Origin of the sequence: Methylosinus trichosporium OB3b (assembly GCF_002752655.1) — a bacterium.
GTDB classification, from domain to species: Bacteria; Pseudomonadota; Alphaproteobacteria; order Rhizobiales; family Beijerinckiaceae; genus Methylosinus; species Methylosinus trichosporium.
The window spans coordinates 3,820,421-3,838,774 of record NZ_CP023737.1 but is presented as its reverse complement, the minus strand read 5'-3'; the positions used below and the strand labels follow the sequence as shown (position 1 = coordinate 3,838,774).

The 18,354-nt window shown below is 64.4% G+C and carries 14 protein-coding genes; 7 read left to right on the top strand and 7 right to left on the bottom strand.

All coding sequences use genetic code 11. From position 1 onward, the window contains the following. Nucleotides 1-63 precede the first annotated feature (63 nt). Nucleotides 64-1,044 (top strand): MbnP family copper-binding protein, encoded by a 981-nt coding sequence (locus CQW49_RS18170; RefSeq protein ID WP_051418650.1) that lies wholly within the window; start codon nt 64-66, stop codon nt 1,042-1,044. Beyond that, the gene (locus tag CQW49_RS18165; RefSeq protein WP_024749524.1) at nt 1,041-2,174 is read left to right on the top strand and encodes a methanobactin export MATE transporter MbnM; all 1,134 of its coding nucleotides are present in this window, start codon (nt 1,041-1,043) and stop codon (nt 2,172-2,174) included. The genes CQW49_RS18170 and CQW49_RS18165 overlap by 4 nt, the downstream gene beginning before the upstream one ends. 100 nt (nt 2,175-2,274) lie before the next feature. Here the strand turns inward: CQW49_RS18165 and CQW49_RS18160 are convergent, their stop codons facing one another. From CQW49_RS18160 to ribB, 3 genes are all read right to left on the bottom strand, one after another. Continuing rightward, nucleotides 2,275-2,649, bottom strand: a complete 375-nt coding sequence (locus CQW49_RS18160; RefSeq protein WP_003616122.1) for a hypothetical protein — start codon at nt 2,647-2,649, stop codon at nt 2,275-2,277. Nucleotides 2,650-2,768: 119 nt separating this feature from the next. Continuing rightward, a complete protein-coding gene (gene smc / locus CQW49_RS18155; RefSeq protein ID WP_099831823.1) occupies nt 2,769-6,224 on the bottom strand; it encodes a chromosome segregation protein SMC in 3,456 nt (1,151 codons plus the stop codon). A gap of 290 nt (nt 6,225-6,514) precedes the next feature. Then, a complete protein-coding gene (gene ribB, locus CQW49_RS18150; RefSeq protein WP_003610206.1) occupies nt 6,515-7,597 on the bottom strand; it encodes a 3,4-dihydroxy-2-butanone-4-phosphate synthase in 1,083 nt (360 codons plus the stop codon). A gap of 191 nt (nt 7,598-7,788) precedes the next feature. Between ribB and CQW49_RS18145 the strand changes: the two genes are divergently transcribed. Then, complete coding sequence (locus CQW49_RS18145; protein ID WP_003610208.1) at nt 7,789-8,130, top strand: zinc ribbon domain-containing protein YjdM; 342 nt, start codon at nt 7,789-7,791, stop codon at nt 8,128-8,130. A gap of 375 nt (nt 8,131-8,505) precedes the next feature. Beyond that, complete coding sequence (locus CQW49_RS18140) at nt 8,506-8,856, top strand: type 1 glutamine amidotransferase family protein (protein WP_003610209.1); 351 nt, start codon at nt 8,506-8,508, stop codon at nt 8,854-8,856. Between the two features lie 72 nt (nt 8,857-8,928). Here CQW49_RS18140 and CQW49_RS18135 read toward each other — a convergent pair whose 3' ends face one another. The 4 genes from CQW49_RS18135 to cysD form a co-directional block, all read right to left on the bottom strand. Further along, a complete protein-coding gene (locus CQW49_RS18135) occupies nt 8,929-9,921 on the bottom strand; it encodes an LLM class flavin-dependent oxidoreductase (RefSeq protein ID WP_003610210.1) in 993 nt (330 codons plus the stop codon). 108 nt (nt 9,922-10,029) lie between these two features. Next, nucleotides 10,030-10,806, bottom strand: coding sequence for a sulfite exporter TauE/SafE family protein (locus CQW49_RS18130; protein ID WP_003610212.1), 777 nt, complete (start codon nt 10,804-10,806; stop codon nt 10,030-10,032). A 100-nt stretch (nt 10,807-10,906) separates the two neighbouring features. Continuing rightward, complete coding sequence (gene cysC / locus CQW49_RS18125) at nt 10,907-12,778, bottom strand: adenylyl-sulfate kinase (protein WP_197507826.1); 1,872 nt, start codon at nt 12,776-12,778, stop codon at nt 10,907-10,909. 47 nt (nt 12,779-12,825) lie between these two features. Then, complete coding sequence (gene cysD / locus CQW49_RS18120) at nt 12,826-13,731, bottom strand: sulfate adenylyltransferase subunit CysD (RefSeq protein WP_003610215.1); 906 nt, start codon at nt 13,729-13,731, stop codon at nt 12,826-12,828. A gap of 1,062 nt (nt 13,732-14,793) precedes the next feature. Here cysD and CQW49_RS18115 point away from each other — a divergent pair. The 3 genes from CQW49_RS18115 (at nt 14,794) to CQW49_RS18105 (ending at nt 18,301) form a co-directional block, all read left to right on the top strand. Next, a complete protein-coding gene (locus tag CQW49_RS18115) occupies nt 14,794-16,161 on the top strand; it encodes a WcaI family glycosyltransferase (protein WP_024749530.1) in 1,368 nt (455 codons plus the stop codon). 183 nt (nt 16,162-16,344) lie between these two features. Beyond that, a complete protein-coding gene (locus CQW49_RS18110) occupies nt 16,345-17,157 on the top strand; it encodes a glycosyltransferase family 2 protein (protein ID WP_003610219.1) in 813 nt (270 codons plus the stop codon). Between the two features lie 247 nt (nt 17,158-17,404). After that, nucleotides 17,405-18,301, top strand: a complete 897-nt coding sequence (locus CQW49_RS18105) for a glycosyltransferase (RefSeq protein WP_162150806.1) — start codon at nt 17,405-17,407, stop codon at nt 18,299-18,301. Nucleotides 18,302-18,354: the final 53 nt, after the last annotated feature.

Sequence of the window (18,354 nt, the reverse complement as noted above, 5' to 3'; positions counted from 1 at the left end):
GCGACAAATCGGAGAGGGTGTCATGCTGTCGCCGACAAGAGCGCTCGAAGAGGAGGATCGTGGATGGGGCTATTGCGGATAATTCATCGATCGGCGTGGGCTGTCGGCCTTCTGACAGCCGTCGCCGGCGCGGCGCTCGCGGCCAGCGGCAAGACACAGCCGGTCGCCATTTCCTTCGCTCTGATGGCGGGGGGCAAGGAGGTCGGCTGCGGGGCGCCGCTCGCCGATCTCGGCAGCGGCCATCTTTCCGGCAAGCTGCATGAGGCGCGGCTCTATGTCTATGGCTTCGCGCTGATCGACGCCAAGGGCGAGCGCACGCCGATCGCTTTGACGCAGAACGAATGGCAATATGCCGATGTCGCGCTCATCGACTTCAAGGATGCGCGCGGCGGCAACGCCGCCTGCACGCCGGGCAATCCGGCCAAGAACAATGTCGTCACCGGCGTCGCGCCGCAGGGCGCCTATGTCGGGCTCGAATTCTCGGTCGGCGCGCCGGTCGAGAGCATGGTCGACGGCAAGAGCGTCTCGATCAACCATTCCAATGTCGAGACCGCGCCGGCGCCGCTCGACATTTCCGGAATGGCGTGGAACTGGCAGGCCGGACGCAGATTCGTCACGATAGAAGTGATTCCGCCGGCGCCGGTCATCAAGCCCGACGGCTCGAAGTCGCGCACCTGGATGGTGCATCTCGGCTCCACCGGCTGCAAGGGCAATCCGGCGAGCGGCGAGATCGTCTCCTGCGCGCATGAGAATCGCTTTCCCGTCAGGCTCGATCGTTTCGACGCGAAGACGCAGCGCGTCGAGCTCGATCTGACGAAGCTGCTCGAAGGCAGCGACATCAGCGTCGACAGAGGCGGCGCGGTCGGCTGCATGGCGGCGTTGGACGATCCCGATTGTCCCGCGGTCTTCGCCGCTCTCGGCCTCAATCTCGGCGACAGCGCGCCGGGCGCGAATGACGCCGGCAGACCGACACGGCCCGGCGTCTCGCCGATCTTCTCCGTCGGCGCCGCCGAGACGGCGAAAATCGCGGGCGCGAAGCAATGACGCGCGCGCGCTTCCTCGTTCTCGTCGCGGCGCTCGCCGCGACGCCCGCGACAGCGGCGGAGTGGAGTTGGGATCTCCCCAAATATATTCCGCCGCCGCGCGTTCCCGCCGACAATGCGATGTCGGAGGAGAAGTTTCAGCTCGGCCGACGCCTGTTCTACGACAAGCGCCTCTCCGGCAATCAGACGATCGCTTGCGCCTCCTGCCATTTGCAGGAGCGCGCCTTCACCGATGGGCGCATCGTCTCGGTCGGCTCGACCGGCGAGAAGACGCCGCGCAATGCGCCGTCGATCGCTTATTCCGGCTGGCATGGCACGCTCACCTGGGCCAATCCGGCGCTGGTGACGCTGGAGCGGCAGATGCTCAATCCGCTGTTCGGCGCCGATCCGATCGAGATGGGCGCGAGCGACGCCAATAAGGCGGAGATCGTCGCGCGCTTTCGCGCCGACGCCGATTATCGCCAATGGTTCGCCGCGGCCTTTCCCGAAATGAGCGAGCCCATTTCCTTCGCGACGATCATCGCGGCGATCTCGGCGTTCCAGCGCGGCGTCTATTCCTTCGACAGCCGCTATGATCATTATCTGCAGGGCGAGGCGCAGCTCACCGAGGCCGAGCAGCGCGGACATGATCTTTATTTCGGCGAGAAGGCGGAATGTCATCACTGCCATGGCAGCGTCGGCCTCGACGATCAATTCGTGCATGCGAGGACGCGCGAGCCGGAGCTGCCGTTCCACAACACCGGGCTCTATGACATCGACGGAAAGGGCGCTTATCCCGCGCCCAATCACGGGCTCTTCGACATCACCGGCGATCCGGACGACATGGGCAAGTTCCGCGCGCCGAGCCTGCGCAACATCGCGTTGACCGCGCCCTATATGCATGACGGCAGCGTGGCGACGCTTCAAGAGGTGATCGACATTTATTCCGAAGGCGGACGCAACATAGCGAGCGGGCCGCATGCGGGCGACGGCCGCGCCAGCGCGCTGAAGAGCGGGCTGATCGTGAGGATCGATCTGACGCCGCAGGAGAAGGCCGATCTCCTCGCCTTCCTGAACACGCTGACCGACGAGCGCGTCGTCGCCTCGCCGCGCTTCTCCGACCCGTGGAAGACGCCGACGGCGGCGAAATAGGGAGCCCCGCGCGAGCCCGCCCGGGCCCCTCACCTCACCTCTCCCCGCACGCGGGGAGGCGGTCGGCGCCGTGGTCTTCGTCCGATGCGCGCGGGAAAAATTACCAGCCCCAGCCGCCCCAGCCGATCCCATAGGCGCCGAAGCCGGCGTCGACGATCCCCGATCCGCCATAGGCGTAGCCATAGGGATAGCCATAGCTGCCGTAATAGCCGGCGCCATAGGCATAGCCGGGATAGCCGACATAGACAGGCGCGGCCACTACCGCGGCCGGCTCGACATAGACGGTGCGGCGCTCGACCACGCGGCGATAAACCGTGCGGGTCTCGCAGGGCTGCTCGGTCTCCGTCTTCTCCACCGTCTTCTCCGGGCAGACGCAGCGGCGCGCGCGCGTTTTGGCGGAAGCGGAATCGGCGCCGATCTGCGCGCAGAGAGCGACGAGAACGGCGAGGCATGTCGGTTGTGCGAAATTCGTCATGGCCTGTTCCTCGAGAGCTGCGGCCTGCTCGAACCGCCGCCGCAATGAAGAATTAAGGCGGCTTCGCCATTCGGCGAGCCCGTCATCGCTTCGTCGCTGCGCGCCTCTCGAGGATAGCCTCAGCTCGCCTGCGCGAATTTCTCGGCCTGCTCGAGATCGACCGAGACGATCTGCGATATGCCGCGCTCGGCCTGGGTCACGCCGAACAGACGATCCATGCGCGCCATGGTGATGGGGTTGTGGGTGATGGCGATGAAGCGCGTGTCGGTCTTTTTGCGCATGTCGTCGAGCAGGTCGCAGAAGCGCTCGACATTATAGTCGTCGAGCGGCGCGTCGACCTCGTCGAGCACGCAGATCGGCGACGGATTGGTGAGGAACACCGCGAAGATCAGCGACATCGCCGTCAGCGCCTGCTCGCCGCCGGACAGCAGCGTCATCGTCTGCGGCTTCTTGCCGGGCGGGCGCGCCAGAATGTCGAGCCCGGCCTCCAACGGATCGTCGCTCTCGACGAGCTGCAATTCCGCCGTGCCGCCGCCGAACAAAATGGTGAACAGCTCCTTGAAATGCGCGTTCACCTTGTCGAAGGCGGCGAGAAGGCGCTCGCGGCCCTCCTTGTTGAGGCTCGCTATGGCGCCGCGCAATTTCTTGATCGCTTCGGCCAAGTCCTCGCGCTCGGCCATCATCTTGTCGCGCTGCGCCTCGACCTCGGCGAGCTCGTCCTCGGCGCGCAGGTTGACGGCGCCGAGCCGTTCGCGATCGGCCTTCAGCCCCTCGAGCCGCTTCTCCACCTCGGGGATGGCCGGCAACGGCGAGTCGGGCGCGACGCCGGCGAGCTCGGCGAGCGCCTGCGGCGCGCTCTCCAGCTCCATGGCGATCGTGTGCTCGACATCGGCGGCGCGGCGGCGGGCGGCGTCGAGCTCCGCCTCGCTGCGCGCCTTGGCCTCGCGCGCGGCGCTCATCGCCTCGAGCGCCACGCGGGCGGCGCGGTCGGCCTCGGCCAGCGCCGCCTCGCCGGCGACGCGCGCCTCGGTCGCGGCGACGCGCGCGGCCTCGGCATCGGCGATGCCGGAGAGCAGCGAGCGGCGCTGCAGCACAAAGGTCTCGGGCGCGTCGGCGAGCCGCTGCTGCTCCTCGCGCGCATCCTCGAGCCGCTGCTCCAGCTCCGCAATGCGGTCGCCGGAGCGGTCGCGACGCTCCATCCAGGAGGCGCTTTCGCGCATGATCGCCGCCTTGCGCGAGGCGCGCGTCTCGGCCTGATGGCGCAGCGACGTCAGCATGGCGCGCGCTTCGCCGGCCTGGGCGCGCTCGGCCGTGGCGCGGGCGCGCACATGCTCGACGGCGCCGGCGAGCGAGGCGGGCTCGTCCAGCTCGTCCAGCGCCCGCGAGGCCGTCTCGCGCTTCTGCACGGCTTCGTCGCGATTGGCGACGATCTGGGTCTTTGCCTCCTGCAGCGCCGAAAGACGCTGGGCGATCTGGCCGAGCCGGCGCTCGGCAGCGACATGGCGCTCGCGCGCCTCCTCGACATCGGCGCGGGCGCGGCGCTGCGCCTCGCGCGCCTCGCTCTCCATCAGCGCCGCGGCGCGCACCTGCTCCTGCGTCGCCTCCGCCTCTTCGGCGAGCGCGTCGGCGACGGCCCTGGCGGCGGCGGCCTCCTTGCGCAGATCGGAGAGACGGTTCTTCTCGGCGAGGCGGCGGGCGGCCGGCGTCGGCGCCTCGGCCGCCTGGGTGAAGCCGTCCCAGCGCCAGAGATCGCCCTCCTTGGAGACGAGCCGCTGGCCGGGCTTCAGCAGCGCCCGCAGCGAGGCCCCCTCCCCGCGCAGCACGACGCCGATCTGAGCGAGGCGGCGGGCCAGCGCCGGCGGCGCGCGCACCATTTCGGCGAGCGGGCGCACGCCGGGCGGCAGCGCCGGATCGCCGGCGGCGGCGGTGAGCGCCCAATGGGCGGGGGCGGAGGGCTCGATCGAGGCGTCGAGATCGTCGCCGAGCGCGGCGCCGAGTGCGGTCTCATAGCCCTTCTCGACCTCGACGCTCTCCACCACAGGCGCCCAGAGGTCGCCGCCGCCGCCCTCGAGCAGCTTTTCCAGCGTGCGCGCCTCGGTCTCCAGCCGCCCGGCGCGCTTTTCCGCCTCGGCGAGCGGGGCGCGCGAGGCGGCTTCGGCCGTTCTCGCCTCGGCGGTCGCCTCCTCGGCCCGACGCGCCGCCTCGTCGGCCTCATGGGCGGCGTCCATCGCCATCTCGAGCCCTTCGGCGAGGCGCTCGACCTCCTCGATCGCCCCGCCCTGCCCGGCGATCAGCGCGAATTCGGTCTCGACGCGGGTCAGCTCCGCCTCGAAACGGGCGACGCGCTGCGTCTCGTCGCGCAGCGAGGCTTCGAGCGCGGCGCGCTTGGCGTTGACGCCGGCGAGCGACTGCTGCGCGTCGGAGAGCTCGGCCTCGGTCTGCGCCAGCGCCGCCTCGAGCTCGGCGAGGCGCGCGCGCGCCTCCTCCTCCTGCAAGGACCCGATCTCGTCCGCTTCGGCCAGCTCGCCACGCTCCTCCTCGAGCCGCTGCGCCACTTCGGCGGCGTCGTCGATCAGCGAACGCTCGCGCGCGAGATCGCGGGCGAACTGCTCGGCGTGGCGCGCCAGCTCGGCGATGCGCTCCTTGGCGCGCTTCTCCTCGCCGTCCAGCGCGTCGCGCGCGACGATCAGCCGATGCAGCGCGGCGCCGGCCTCGGCCTCCTTGTCGCGCAGCTTCGGCAGCTCATGGGCGGCGATCGCCTGCGCGCGCGCCGTCTCAGCCTGCTGCAATGTGCGCTCCGCGACGAGCTTCGTGTCCTCTTCCAGCCTCCGCTCGGCGGCGCCGAGCTGCTCGCTGGCCTGGCGATGCGCGATGAAAGCGATGAGAGCCTCGTTCTGGCGGATTTGCGCGGCGACGGCGCGATAGCGCTGCGCCTGCCGCGCCTGGCGGCGCAGGCTGTCGGTCTGGCCGTCGACCTGCTTCAGCACATCCTCGAGCCGGGTGAGATTTTCCGAGGCGGCGGTGAGGCGCAGCTCGGCCTCGTGGCGGCGCGAATGCAGGCCGGCGACGCCGGCGGCCTCCTCCAATATGCGGCGGCGCGCCTGCGGCTTGGCGGAGATGATCTCGCCGATCTGCCCCTGGCGCACCAGCGCCGGCGAGCGGGCGCCGGTAGAGGCGTCGGCGAACAGCAATTGCACGTCCTTGGCGCGCACCTCACGGCCGTTGACGCGATAGGTGGAACCCGATTCGCGCTCGATACGGCGGGTGACCTCGAGCGTCTCGGCGTCGTTGAAGGCGGCGGGCGCGGCGCGGTCGCTATTGTCGAGAACGAGGCCGACCTCGGCGACATTGCGCGCCGCCCGCGAGCCGCCGCCCGAGAAGATGACGTCGTCCATCCCCGAGCCGCGCATGTTCTTGTAGGAATTCTCGCCCATGACCCAGCGCAGGGCCTCGACGAGATTGGACTTGCCGCAGCCATTCGGCCCGACGACGCCGGTGAGGCCCGGCTCGATCAGGAAATCGGTCGATTCGCAGAAGCTCTTGAAGCCGAGGAGTCGCAGCCGCTGGAATTTCATGGATCGAGAGCGCCACAAAATAGCGGCGAAAGCAACAATGGGACCGCGATATGTTGTGGAGGCGGGAGACCAGCGATGATGGGCCTCTCCCTTCTCCCGCAGGGCGCGCAGGGCGGGAGAAGGGAGAGGCCCGGCGTAGCCGGGTCGGATGAGGGCCTGCGCCGGAGAGGCTGTTTTGTCGAACCGAGCGCATCGGAGGCGCCCTCATCCGACCCTCGCTGATGCGAGGGCCACCTTGTCCCGCGAGCGGGAGAAAGGAGCCGCCCTTACTTGTGGGGAAAGGGAGCTCCCTACTCCAGCGGCTCCACCGCCACGATCTCTATGCCGAAGCCCGAAAGCCCCACATAAGTCCGCGGCTTGGGCTTCGACGTACGCAACCTGATCGAGCCGACGCCGAGGTCCTTCAAAATCTGCGCGCCGAGGCCGACGTCCAGCCATTGCGCCGTGCGCGCCTCCTCGGAACTCTTGTCCGAGGAGCCGGCCGGATTGACCGGCACGCCGGCTGCGCCGTCGCGCAGATAGACCAGCACGCCGCGCCCCTCCGCCGCGAATCGCTCCAGCGTGCGGCGAATGGCGTCGGCGCCGCCGAACACATCGGCGAGGATGTCAGCGCGATGGAGGCGCGCCGGCACGTCCTTGCCGTCGCCGATCTGGCCCACGACGAAAGCGAAATGCTGCACCGGATCGAAGGCGCTGACATAAGCGTAGCAGGTCGCCTCGCCCGCAAAAGTCTTGACCGGAAAGCTCGCCACCCGCTCGACCAGCTTTTCGCGCGCCTGGCGAAACGCGATGAGATCGGCGGTCGAGACCAGCTTCAGGCCGTGGGCGGCGGCGAATTCGACGATCTGCCTGCCGGCCATCACCGTGCCGTCGTCATTGGCCAGCTCGCAGATGACGCCGACCGGCGGCAGGCCGGCGAGGCGGCAGAGATCGACGGCGGCCTCGGTATGGCCGGAACGCATCAGCACCCCGCCCTCCTTGGCGATGAGCGGGAACACATGGCCCGGCCGCACGAAATCATGCGGGCCCATATTGCCATTGGCGAGCGCCCGCACCGTGTTGCAGCGCTGCTCCGCCGATATGCCGGTGGTGAGGCCGTGGCGGGCGTCCACCGAGACGGTGAAGGCGGTGCCGAGCGGCGCGTCATTGGCGGCGACCATGGGCGCGAGATGCAGCCGCCGCGCCTCCTCGAGGGTCAAAGGCGCGCAGACGATGCCGCAGCAATGGCGGATGATGAAGGCCATTTTTTCGGGCGTGCAGAGCGAGGCGGCGACGATGAGGTCGCCCTCGTTTTCGCGATCGTCGTCATCGGTGACGACGACGATCTCGCCGCGCCCGATCGCCTCTATGGCCTCGGTGACGGAATGGGACAAGGGTGGCTCCGATGTGGGCGCGGCGCGGGAAGGCGCGCCGGGGGCCGGTGGGGAGTGGTTTACTCCCGAGGCCGAGGGGATTCAAATGGCGGCTTCTCCGCCGGCCCATTCGAGAGAGACTGCAGGTTCCGTTTTCGCCGCAATAGGGTAGGAAGGGCCCGTCGCCCTTCACGACAGAGGAAATGGATAGCATGAAGTGCCCCAAATGCGGTTCGGAATATGCTTATCAGGACGGCGCCCTGTGGACCTGTCCGGAATGCGCGCATGAATGGAGCGAAACCGAAGCCACGCCCGAAGGTGCAGCGCAAGACGACGCAGTGATCGACGCCAATGGAAATCCGCTGGCGAATGGCGACACGGTGACGCTGATAAAGGATTTGAAGGTCAAGGGGTCGTCATCGACGGTTAAAAGCGGCGCCAAGGTCAAGAATATTCGCTTGGTCGCCGATGCAGTGGATGGCCACAACATCTCCTGCAAGATCGATGGCGTCGGCGCGATCTATCTGAAGTCCGAGTTCGTCAGAAAGGCCTGATTGCTCGGCGTCAACCGCCGTATGGTCGCTGATTACGAGCAGGCAAGAAGCCAATTCCGCGCGTCGTCGCGCTGCGACCCGGGCGCTGGAGCTGGCGTTACATTGTCAGTTCAAACGTCCGCCGAAAACATTCGAGGCTTCTGCAATTCGCAACGATCGGGACGTCGTCATTGCGAGGAGCGTAGCGACGAAGCAATCCAGGGGCCGCCCCATGGCTGAAGGATTGCTTCGCTTCGGCAGAAATCCCCCAGCCGGGAACCAGCTCCGCAATGAAGACGACAAAATCGACGATCGGCACGAGCGTCCGACTGCGCCGGCTCGATGCTGCTCGGCTCGGCGGGTCTCCTCGACGGCTATCGCCCCACATCGCATTGAGTGACGAAGCCGCTGCTGCCGATCTTCGGCGCCATTCCGGCGGACGGACGCGTGGTGCAAGATCGCAATCGCATAATCGCAGAACGCGTGACCGCCGGCCTTGATTTTTCGCTCACGCTTGTCGGCCAGCTGGGCGACAGCACCTATGCCACAGGCGTGCAGCTGCTCGCGCAATATGCGCCAGAACCACCCTTCTCCGCCGGCGAACCGGAGACGGCGCCGCGCGCGGCGACGACCATGATCGAGAGCATGTTCACTCGGATGACGCAGGCTATGGAAGCCGCAGGAAAGGCCGCCTTCGCGAAGGCGAAGGAGCTTCGAGAACGCCGCGCCCCGTCGTCCGTTCTCTAGAGCGTTGTCCGATTCAATTCGATTGGACAAGGTTCTAGCAGCGAATGTCGACGCTCACGGACAGAGGAACGCTCAGGCTCCCGCGCCTTGCGCTTCCCCCTCGATCCGCGGAAGCAGCTCACTCACATAATCCTCGAGCGCCTGCATCGCGCGGCCCTCATCCGCCGTCGCCGGCTTCAGCAGCAGCGAGCGCGGCGCCACACGCCGCTGAATGTCGATGATCTTCTCGGCAACGTCATCATGAGAACCGATCAGCGAGCGATCGATGATGTCTGCAGGATCAAACGCTGCGGCGCGATTCTGCGCGAGAAAAATCCCGCGCATGCGGTCGGCGAAACGGGTGATGAAGGGAAGCGCTTCGGCGAGCGCCTCCTCGCGCGTCCTCGCCACATAGTAGAAGCGCGCCAGAGCGAGGCGCGGGTCCCCGCCCGGCGCCGCGGCTCGATAGGCCGCCGCCGCCTCGGCCACTTTCGCCACGGGCGACAGCGATGCCGACATTATGCCGAAGCCATGACGCGCCGCATGAACGATCGCGTCCGGAGTCGAGGTCGCGAGCCAGACCGGGAGCGGCTCTTGCACGGGCTTGGGACAGAGCGTCAGATCCCGAACCTCGTAATAGCGCCCGGAGAAAGTGACACGCTCCTCCGCGAACAAGCGCAAAATCAATTCCAGCGACTCCAAGGCGCGGTCGCGCGTCTCGTCCGACGCGACGTGAAAATGCTCATTCTGAGCCGGGAACGGTCCGCCCTTTGCGACGCCGAAATCGAAGCGGCCGTGCGAAAGAACATCGATCGTGGCGACATCCTCGGCGACTTGAATCGGATTCCGAAAGGCGAGCAACACGGCCGCCGAGCCGAGCCTGATGCGAGTGGTGACGCCCGCGAGATGCGCGAGCATCGCCAGTATAGAGGGGCTGACCGCGTCATCGTCGAAATGATGCTCGGCGATCCAAGCCTCTTCGCATCCGATCGCCTCCGCGTGACGAATGAGCCGCGTCTGCACGTCGAAGCAGCGCCCATAATCCCCGGTCGGATTTTCATAAGTGCAGAACAAGCCGATGCGCATCGTCGCTCCTTTCGCGCCGAATGAACGCGACGACCGAAGATATCGCATCGCGGGCGAACGACAAGCCATTGCGAAACCACGCTGCGCGAGATCCCGTGACGCGCGCGGCTAGATCGACAGCCGCACGCCGACGACCGCCATCACCGTCGCCAGCGCCGAGCGCAAATGGCGATCTGGCACGCGCGGCGCCAGAAAGCTCCCGACCGCGACGCCGGGAATCGACCCGATCAGCAGAGCGCCCAGCAGAGACCAATCGACGCCGCCGATCAACCAATGTCCACCCCCCGCCAACAGCGTCAACGGAACCGCATGGGCGATATCGGAGCCGACGAGACGCGCCGCCGGCGCCTGCGGATAGAGCGACAAAAGCACAACCATTCCCACCGCCCCGGCGCCGACGGATGAGATCGACACGAGCGCGCCGAGGACCGCGCCGAGCAAAACAGTCACCATCATGATTTGACGATCGCCGAGGCCATTCGCGCGGCCAATGAGATAATCGACGATGCGGCCGCGCAGCAGCAGCGCAACGGCGGTCAAGACGAGAGCGAAGCCCAGCGCTCCTGTGACCACGCTATTGGAAGCGTCGCCGGTCCTTCCAGCAAACCACGACAGAGCGGCGAGAGTGACAAGCGTCGCGGGCACGGACCCGCAAGCAAGCCGACGAGTGATCCGCCAATCCACAGTGCCGTTGCACACATGCACCAGCGTCCCGCTGCTCTTCGTGATCGCCGCGCACAGCAGATCCGTGCCGACGGCCGTCGTCGGAGCGACGCCGAACGCCAAGACGAGCAGCGGCGTCATCAACGCGCCGCCGCCCACGCCGGTCAGACCGACGATGACGCCGACAATCAGCGCCGCCACCGAATAAAGAGGGTCGGTCATTTCGCTGCGCTCTTCGAAGATGGCGCGACCGCGCTCCCCCGACGCCGCAATTCTGCGCTATGCATCGACGATGGCCGGCGCCGAGGCCTTCCGTCGCCACTCATGGAATCAGCAGCTGGATCACGAGATCGGCCGCCTCCTCCGGAGATAATTTCGTCGTGTCGATCCGTAGTTCAGGATCATTCGGAGCCTCGTAAGGACTGTCGACGCCGGTGAAGTTCTTCAGCTGGCCGGCTCTCGCTTTCTTATAGAGTCCCTTGACGTCCCGAGTTTCCGCGGCGGCCAGAGGCGTGTCGACGAAAATTTCGTGGAACTCGCCCGGCGCCATCAGCCTTCGCACCATGTCGCGCTCGGCCTGAAACGGAGAGATGAAAGCGGCGATGACGATCAATCCGGCATCCGTCATCAGGCGCGCAACCTCGCCGACGCGACGAATGTTCTCGACGCGATCGGCGTCGGTGAAGCCGAGATCCTTGTTCAAGCCATGGCGAACATTGTCCCCATCGAGCAGAAATGTGTGACGATTCATCCGCCGCAGCTTCAGCTCGACCAAATTCGCGATCGTGGATTTTCCGGCCCCCGACAGGCCCGTGAACCACAGCACGGCCGGCTTCTGGTTCATCAGCTGCGCGCGGTCATCCCGTTGCAGCGCTGTCGCCTGCCAGTGAATATTCTGGCTGCGGCGAAGCGCGAAATTCAACATCCCCGCCCCAACGGTCGCATTGCTCTGCTTGTCGATCACGATGAAGCCGCCGAGGCTCCGGTCCTTCGCATAGGGCTCGAACACCAGGGGACGATCGGTAGAGAGCGTCGCCAGCCCGATCGCATTCAACTGCAGCGTCTTGGCCGCAACATGCTCCAATGTGTCGACATTCACCTGATATTTGAGGCCCTGCGCCTTTGCGGTCACGGCTTGCGCGCCGAGCTTCAACCAATAGGCTCGCCCCGGCAGCAGCGCGCTTTCGGACATCCAGACGATCGTCGCTTCGAATTGATCTGCGACCTCGGGCGGATCATCAGCAATGGCGATCACGTCGCCGCGGCCGCAATCGACCTCATCCGTCAAGGTCAGCGTCACCGACTGCCCAGCGACGGCGCAATCGAGATCCGATGTGGCGAGCACGATCCGCTCGACCTTCGACATCTTCCCCGAGGGCAGAACGCGCACAGAGTCGCCGCGGCGGACCACTCCGCTCGATATCAGCCCGGCAAAGCCCCTAAAATCCGCATTCGCTCGATTCACCCATTGAACAGACATTCGAAAGGGCTTCGCCTGGTCGGATGTCGCATCCACTTCGACGCTCTCGAGATGATCCATGAGGCTCGGACCATCGTACCAGCCCATATTAGCCGAACGCGCGCCGAATAGATTGTCTCCTCGCAGACCCGACACGGGTATCGCTCGCACATCGACGATCCCCACGCGCTCGGCGAAGGCGCCGAACTCCTCCACGATCAGCCGGAAGCGCGCCTCGTCATAGCCGATCAAATCCATCTTGTTGACCGCCAGCACGAAATGTCGAATGCCGACAAGGCGGCAAAGATAGGCGTGTCGCCGCGTCTGGCGAAGCACGCCCTTGCGCGCGTCGATCAAGATCACCGCGAGCTCGGCCTTCGACGCCCCCGTGATCATATTGCGCGTGTACTGCTCGTGCCCCGGCGCGTCCACGACGATGTATTTGCGTTCCCCCGTCGTGAAAAACCGATAGGCGACATCGATCGTAATGCCTTGCTCCCGCTCCGCGGCCAGTCCGTCGACAAGCTTCGAGAAATCGATCTCGCGCTCGCCCGAAGTGTTGCGCGCACAGCCTTCAGCGACCGCCGCGAGCTCGTCCTCGAGAATCATTTTCGCGTCGCAGAGCAAACGCCCTATGAGGGTGGACTTTCCGTCGTCCACCGAACCGCAGACGATGAAACGCAACAATCCCTTGCGCTGATGCCGCAAAATCTGACGATCCAAAGGGTCGACCATCACCGCCTCGTCTCCGAAGCAGTCCGGAGCCAATGCTTCGTGTCGCATCAGAAATAGCCTTCCTGCTTCTTCCTCTCCATCGATGCGCCATGGTCACGATCGATCGCACGCCCGCAGCGCTCGGAAGTCTTGGTCGACAGCATTTCCTGGATCACCTCTCGCGGCGTCGTCGCCACGCTTTCGACCGCTCCCGTCAAAGGGTAGCAACCAAGAGTACGAAAGCGAACTGAACGCTGCAGCGGCGTCTCGTCCGGCTGGAGACGAAAGCGATCGTCGTCGACCATCAGAATCGATCCAGCCCGTTTCACAGTCGGGCGCCGCTCCGCAAAATAGAGCGGCACGACCGGGACATTTTCAAGATGGATGTAGAGCCAGACATCGAGCTCGGTCCAATTGGACAGCGGAAACACCCGAATGCTCTCCCCCTTGCGCTTTCTGACATTGTAGAGATCCCAAAGCTCGGGACGTTGATTGCGCGGATCCCATCGATGATCGGCGGACCGGAACGAAAAAATGCGCTCCTTGGCCCGGCTCTTCTCCTCGTCACGACGCGCGCCGCCGAAGGCGACGTCAAATCCGAACTTGTCCAACGCCTGCTTGAGGCCTTCGGTCTTCCACAGATCGGTATGCAGAGCGCCGTGATCGAATGGATTGATCCCCTGCGCCATCGCCTCCGGATTATGATGAACGATGAGCTCCATTCCGGATTCACGCGCGACGCGGTCACGAAATTCATACATCGCACGAAACTTCCAGGTCGTATCGACGTGGAGCAACGGCATCGGCGGCGGCGAAGGATAGAACGCCTTGCACGCTAGATGCAGCATCACTGCGCTGTCCTTGCCGATCGAATAGAGAATGACCGGCCGATCGGCTTCGCTGACGACCTCTCTCATTATGTAGATGCTCTCGGCCTCGAGCCGCTGGAGATGAGTGAGTTCCATAGGGGGCATCGACCGCCTTGCAGTTTGAGATCGACAAACGAAGCAATTCGATAGACGTTTGGAAACAAAAAAAAGCGCCACGATCTAGATTTTTAATGGCTCTACGCGAGGGCCCTGGCTGAGACGTCGACAGAAGACGTCGTAAAAACTTTCACCGCCGATCGCACATCGGTCACGCGCTCTTCGCTGCGCCGAAGCGTAAGGAGCGCCGTTTACCGTAAATGTCGCGCGGATGATAGCAGACGGCTTGACGATGTCAAAAGCGATTTCCTCATCGAATACGAGCGTGACGCACGGCGCGTCGAAGCCTTTTCCCCCGCAAATTGCAACGAGCCAATCGCATCGTCTCACGGAGAGAGACACTGGATCGGTAACGAACCCAAGCCCCGCGGTCGATGCGCATGCGCCTACGAATACGGGATTTTCCGGTGTTGATTGATCTGATGAATGTTGAGAGAGAGTCGACTCGTTGCATCAATGGAGTCGAGAGCGTGCATGGTTCGATCGCTTGCGCTTCCGAGGACCTCGCAAGAGGGCCCGCTTCAGTGAGCGGCAGCAGGCGCGCCTCGCCCGTAGCGGGCGGAACCGAAAGCCTGCTCTCGATCGCGCGATCAGCCCGCCGAACAGCATCGGCCGCTCGCGTCTCACGATCGCAAGCCGCGCGACTGGAAGGCGGCTTCGACCCTTTCACCCGGGCGCTGCGAGCTCCCTTTGTGAAACCGCATCGCGAATTTCGACCCTGAGGTCGCCAACCCTGAGCCGACTCGCGCGTCACGCGTAATCAAAGCGACCGTCGAGACGGTTCGAAGAACTGCGATCGACGACATTGCCGAAGCTCGGGGCCGCCACGCTGCACCCGGACGGCGGTAGCGTGGAGACCGCGTCGGCGGCAAGCACCGCAACAGGGTGACCCAGCCTCGCAAACGCGTCGCTCTACTTCGCGGATCGAACCAGGCAGCCGACAAGCCTCGGTGGAGCTCCGAACGCTGACGACCACATTGAGACACCCCGTCGCTTTGCGTTCGAGTGATGTTGCGCTCTGGCTTCTTTCACCAACTCATGGTGTGAGCGATGTCGACTCGATCCCATCATCCGCCGGCGACGAACAGCCCAAGGCAGGAGGAGCTTGCCGCCTTCCCTGCGCGAGCGGGCAGGCCTCGATCGAGCCACACGAAAAAGATATTGATCCAAGCGATCAACTTTGCGCCCGAGCTCATCGGCTGCGCGAAATACACCACGCAGCTCGCGCTATACCTCGAAGCGCAAGGGCACATTGTCGAAGTCGTCACCACGCCGCCGCACTATCCTGGGTGGTTCGTGCGCGCGCCCTATCGCCGCGACGCCTATCGAAGAGAAATGCTCGGCGCGATAAGGCTGACGCGTTGCCCGATGATCGTGAAAAAAGGCGCGAGTGGCACCTGGCGTCTCATCGCGCCTCTCAGTTTTGCGGCAACCTCCGCTCCCATTGTCGCCTGGCGGATTTTGCGCCTGCGACCGGACGTCGTCTTATGCGTGGAGCCGACGCTGCTCTCGGCGCCTATCGCTCTCCTCGCGGGTCAATGTGTCGGGGCGCGTTGCATTCTGCATGTGCAGGATCTCGAAGTCGATGCCGCTTTCGAGCTCGGCCATATTCGCGGCGGCGCACTCCGAAGCATCGGCAAAGCGCTGGAGACGCGTCTGCTTCGGGGCTTCACGAGAATTATCGCGATCTCGCACAAGATGCGCGACGCCTTGCTGGCCAAGGGCCTCACGTCCGAGCAGGTCGTCGTCCTTCGCAATTGGGTCGATCTCGAAGCGATCACGCCGCGACCGAGAAGCGCGCCGAATGCGTTCCGCACGCAGTTGGGCTTTTCGCGAGCTGATTTCGTCATTCTTTATGCCGGGCACATCGGCGTCAAGCAGTCCCTCGACATCCTGCTCAAAGCGGCGAGGCGCCTCGTCGAGCATCGCTCGATCCGCTTCGTCGTCGCAGGGGAAGGACCAGCGCTGGCAGACCTGACGGAGCGGTTCTCCGATCTCACAAATCTCGCGTTCCTGCCGCTTCAAACAACAGAGCGATTCAGCGAGCTTCTCGCGATGGCGGATCTTCATGTTCTCCCACAGCATCCGAGCGCAGCCGACCTCGTATTGCCGTCGAAGCTCGGCGGAATGCTGGCGAGCGGCCGGCCGATCATCGCGACCGCGGCGTCCGGCACCGAGCTCGCCAACCTCTTGACGGATATCGCGCTGCTGTCGCCGCCCGGCGACGATGACGCGCTGGCGCAGTCGATCCTTGAAGCACGCTCCCGCGATCTGTCGGCGGAAGTCGCGCGAGGACTCGCATTAGCCGAAAAATTGAGCGCGACACGCATTCTCCCGGCTTTCGAGCGGTTGCTTTTCGACGAGGGAGCAGAGGGCGTCGCAAACGCCAACTACGCGACGCTCGAAGCCGAGCATTAGCGCGTTATCCGATCCGATTGGATCGGATAACGCGCTAGAGTTCTTTTGTTCGAGCGAATTCTGATCGATCGAACGATTCCGTTCGATCGGAAAGCGCTCTCGCGCGCGAGCGCGACACCACGCAACTGTCGATTTTGCAGGAGGCCGGCTCGACCTCGATTCGTTCGACCCGGTGATATTTCGATGACCAATTGCGCAACTCGACCATTCGACGATGAAGCGGCGCTCACCGTTTCCGTCGTCATTCCTTTCTACAACTCCGCGACCACGCTCGAACGTGCGCTGACATCCGTGACAAAGCAGACCCGTCCCGCGCTGGAAATCCTCATCGTCGACGACGCATCCAGTGACGCCCAAGCTGCATTGGCAGCGTCGATCGTCGCGGAGTTCAAAGCCGCTCGCTTGCTACATCATGACCGCAATAAGGGTCCCTCCGCCGCTCGCAACACTGGAACCAAAGCGGCGCGCGGCAATTATGTCGCGTTTCTCGATGCCGATGACTATTGGATCGACGACAAGCTCGAGCAGTGTCTGCATGTCATGAACGAGCGGGCGATCGACTTTATTGGCCACAATAACATTGTTTGCGGCCTTTCGAAACGCACAATAAACGACCAAATTCGTTTTAGCAGACCGCTCTACCGAATGAATATCCTGGATATTTTGATTTCGACCTCGCAATTCGCCCCTTCGACCGTGGTGTTCCGCAAAGGGGCGATGCCCGTCATCTTCGACGAATCGATCTTTCTGTCGGAAGACTATCGATTATGGGGTGAGCTCGTGTTCGGCGGCTTCGAGCTCTGGAAGCTTCAACGCGCCCTTTCTGTTCGCGAGGAGCCGCACATCAGAGGGAACGGCCTTTCCGGAAATGTCGAGAAACTCCTGTCGGCTCATGTCGCCACGATCAAACATTTTGCCGCGAAAGGCTTCATCAGCGAGTCCTTCGCGCAATGGGCGATGCTGTTCATGAAGCTCAAATTCATTCGCCACCGCTGATTCACAAATGATCACAATCGTGCTCGTCAACTGGCGCGGATATCACGACACGATCGAATGCCTCGAGTCGCTGATGCGGCTTTCTGGCCCTTCCTTCAATATCGTCGTCGTGGACAATGAGAGCAGCGACTCTGGCGTCGAAACGCTCATTCGCTGGGCCCACGGCGAGCAGCATGTCGACACGACGAGCCTCGCTTGGCGACGAACGGCCTCCGAGCGCCTGCGCGAACCTACCTTATCTGTCTGCATGGCGAACGAGGTCGTGGAGCTTGCATCGAATGCGTTGGTGACAATTGTCCGCGTCGCCGACAACACGGGCTTTGCCGCGGCGTGCAATCTCGGTATTCGCCTTGCGCTGTCGGAAGCGACGTGCACACATGTCTGGCTGCTGAACAATGACACGATCGTCGATCGGCGCGCGCTCGCCGCGCTGCTGGCGCGCTCGGCCAGAGACGAACGAATCGGCGTCTGTGGCTCGACTCTTCTCTATTACGACTCTCCCGATACGATCCAGAGCTTCGGCGGCGTGTTCCATCCCGCGCGCGGAGGGGGAACAAATCTCGGCGCAGGCGGCTCGCTGCGACAACTGCCTTCGACCGAGCTCGTCGAAGCAAAGATGGATTACGTGGTGGGCGCATCCATGTTGACGTCACGTCGCTTCCTGGAAGACGTTGGGCCGATGGAGGAGTCATATTTCCTCTATTTCGAGGAGTTGAATTGGTCGCGCAGGGCGCGCCGAAGCTTCAAACATGCCTGGGCGCGCGACTCCCTCGTCTTTCACAAAGAGGGCGCATCGATCGGGACCAGCTCACGCACGCGTTCGAGCGACCTGTCCATCTATTGCTACAATCTCAATCTTCTGCGATTTCTGCAGGAATTTCACCGCGCACTGCTGCCTCTGGGCGTCGCTATCGTCGTCTCGAAATTTTTCATCTCCGCGATGAATCGAGATCGCGCGGCAATGCGTGTGATCAGCCGTGTGATCGGCGATTTTCTGTGGTCCCGCGGAAGCACACGCGACGGCGTCACGCGATTGAAAAATTACGCATACGGCCATCGAGCCGCCGCGGAAGCGAAACGCCGGAGCGAGGCTCAGGGGCCCGTTGATGCTGTAGCGCCCCGGGGCTCGGTCGGCGAAGATTAGCGACGCCGATCCTCGCGCGGGCAAGCCTGGGCAAGCGCTTCAGACTCTGCGGC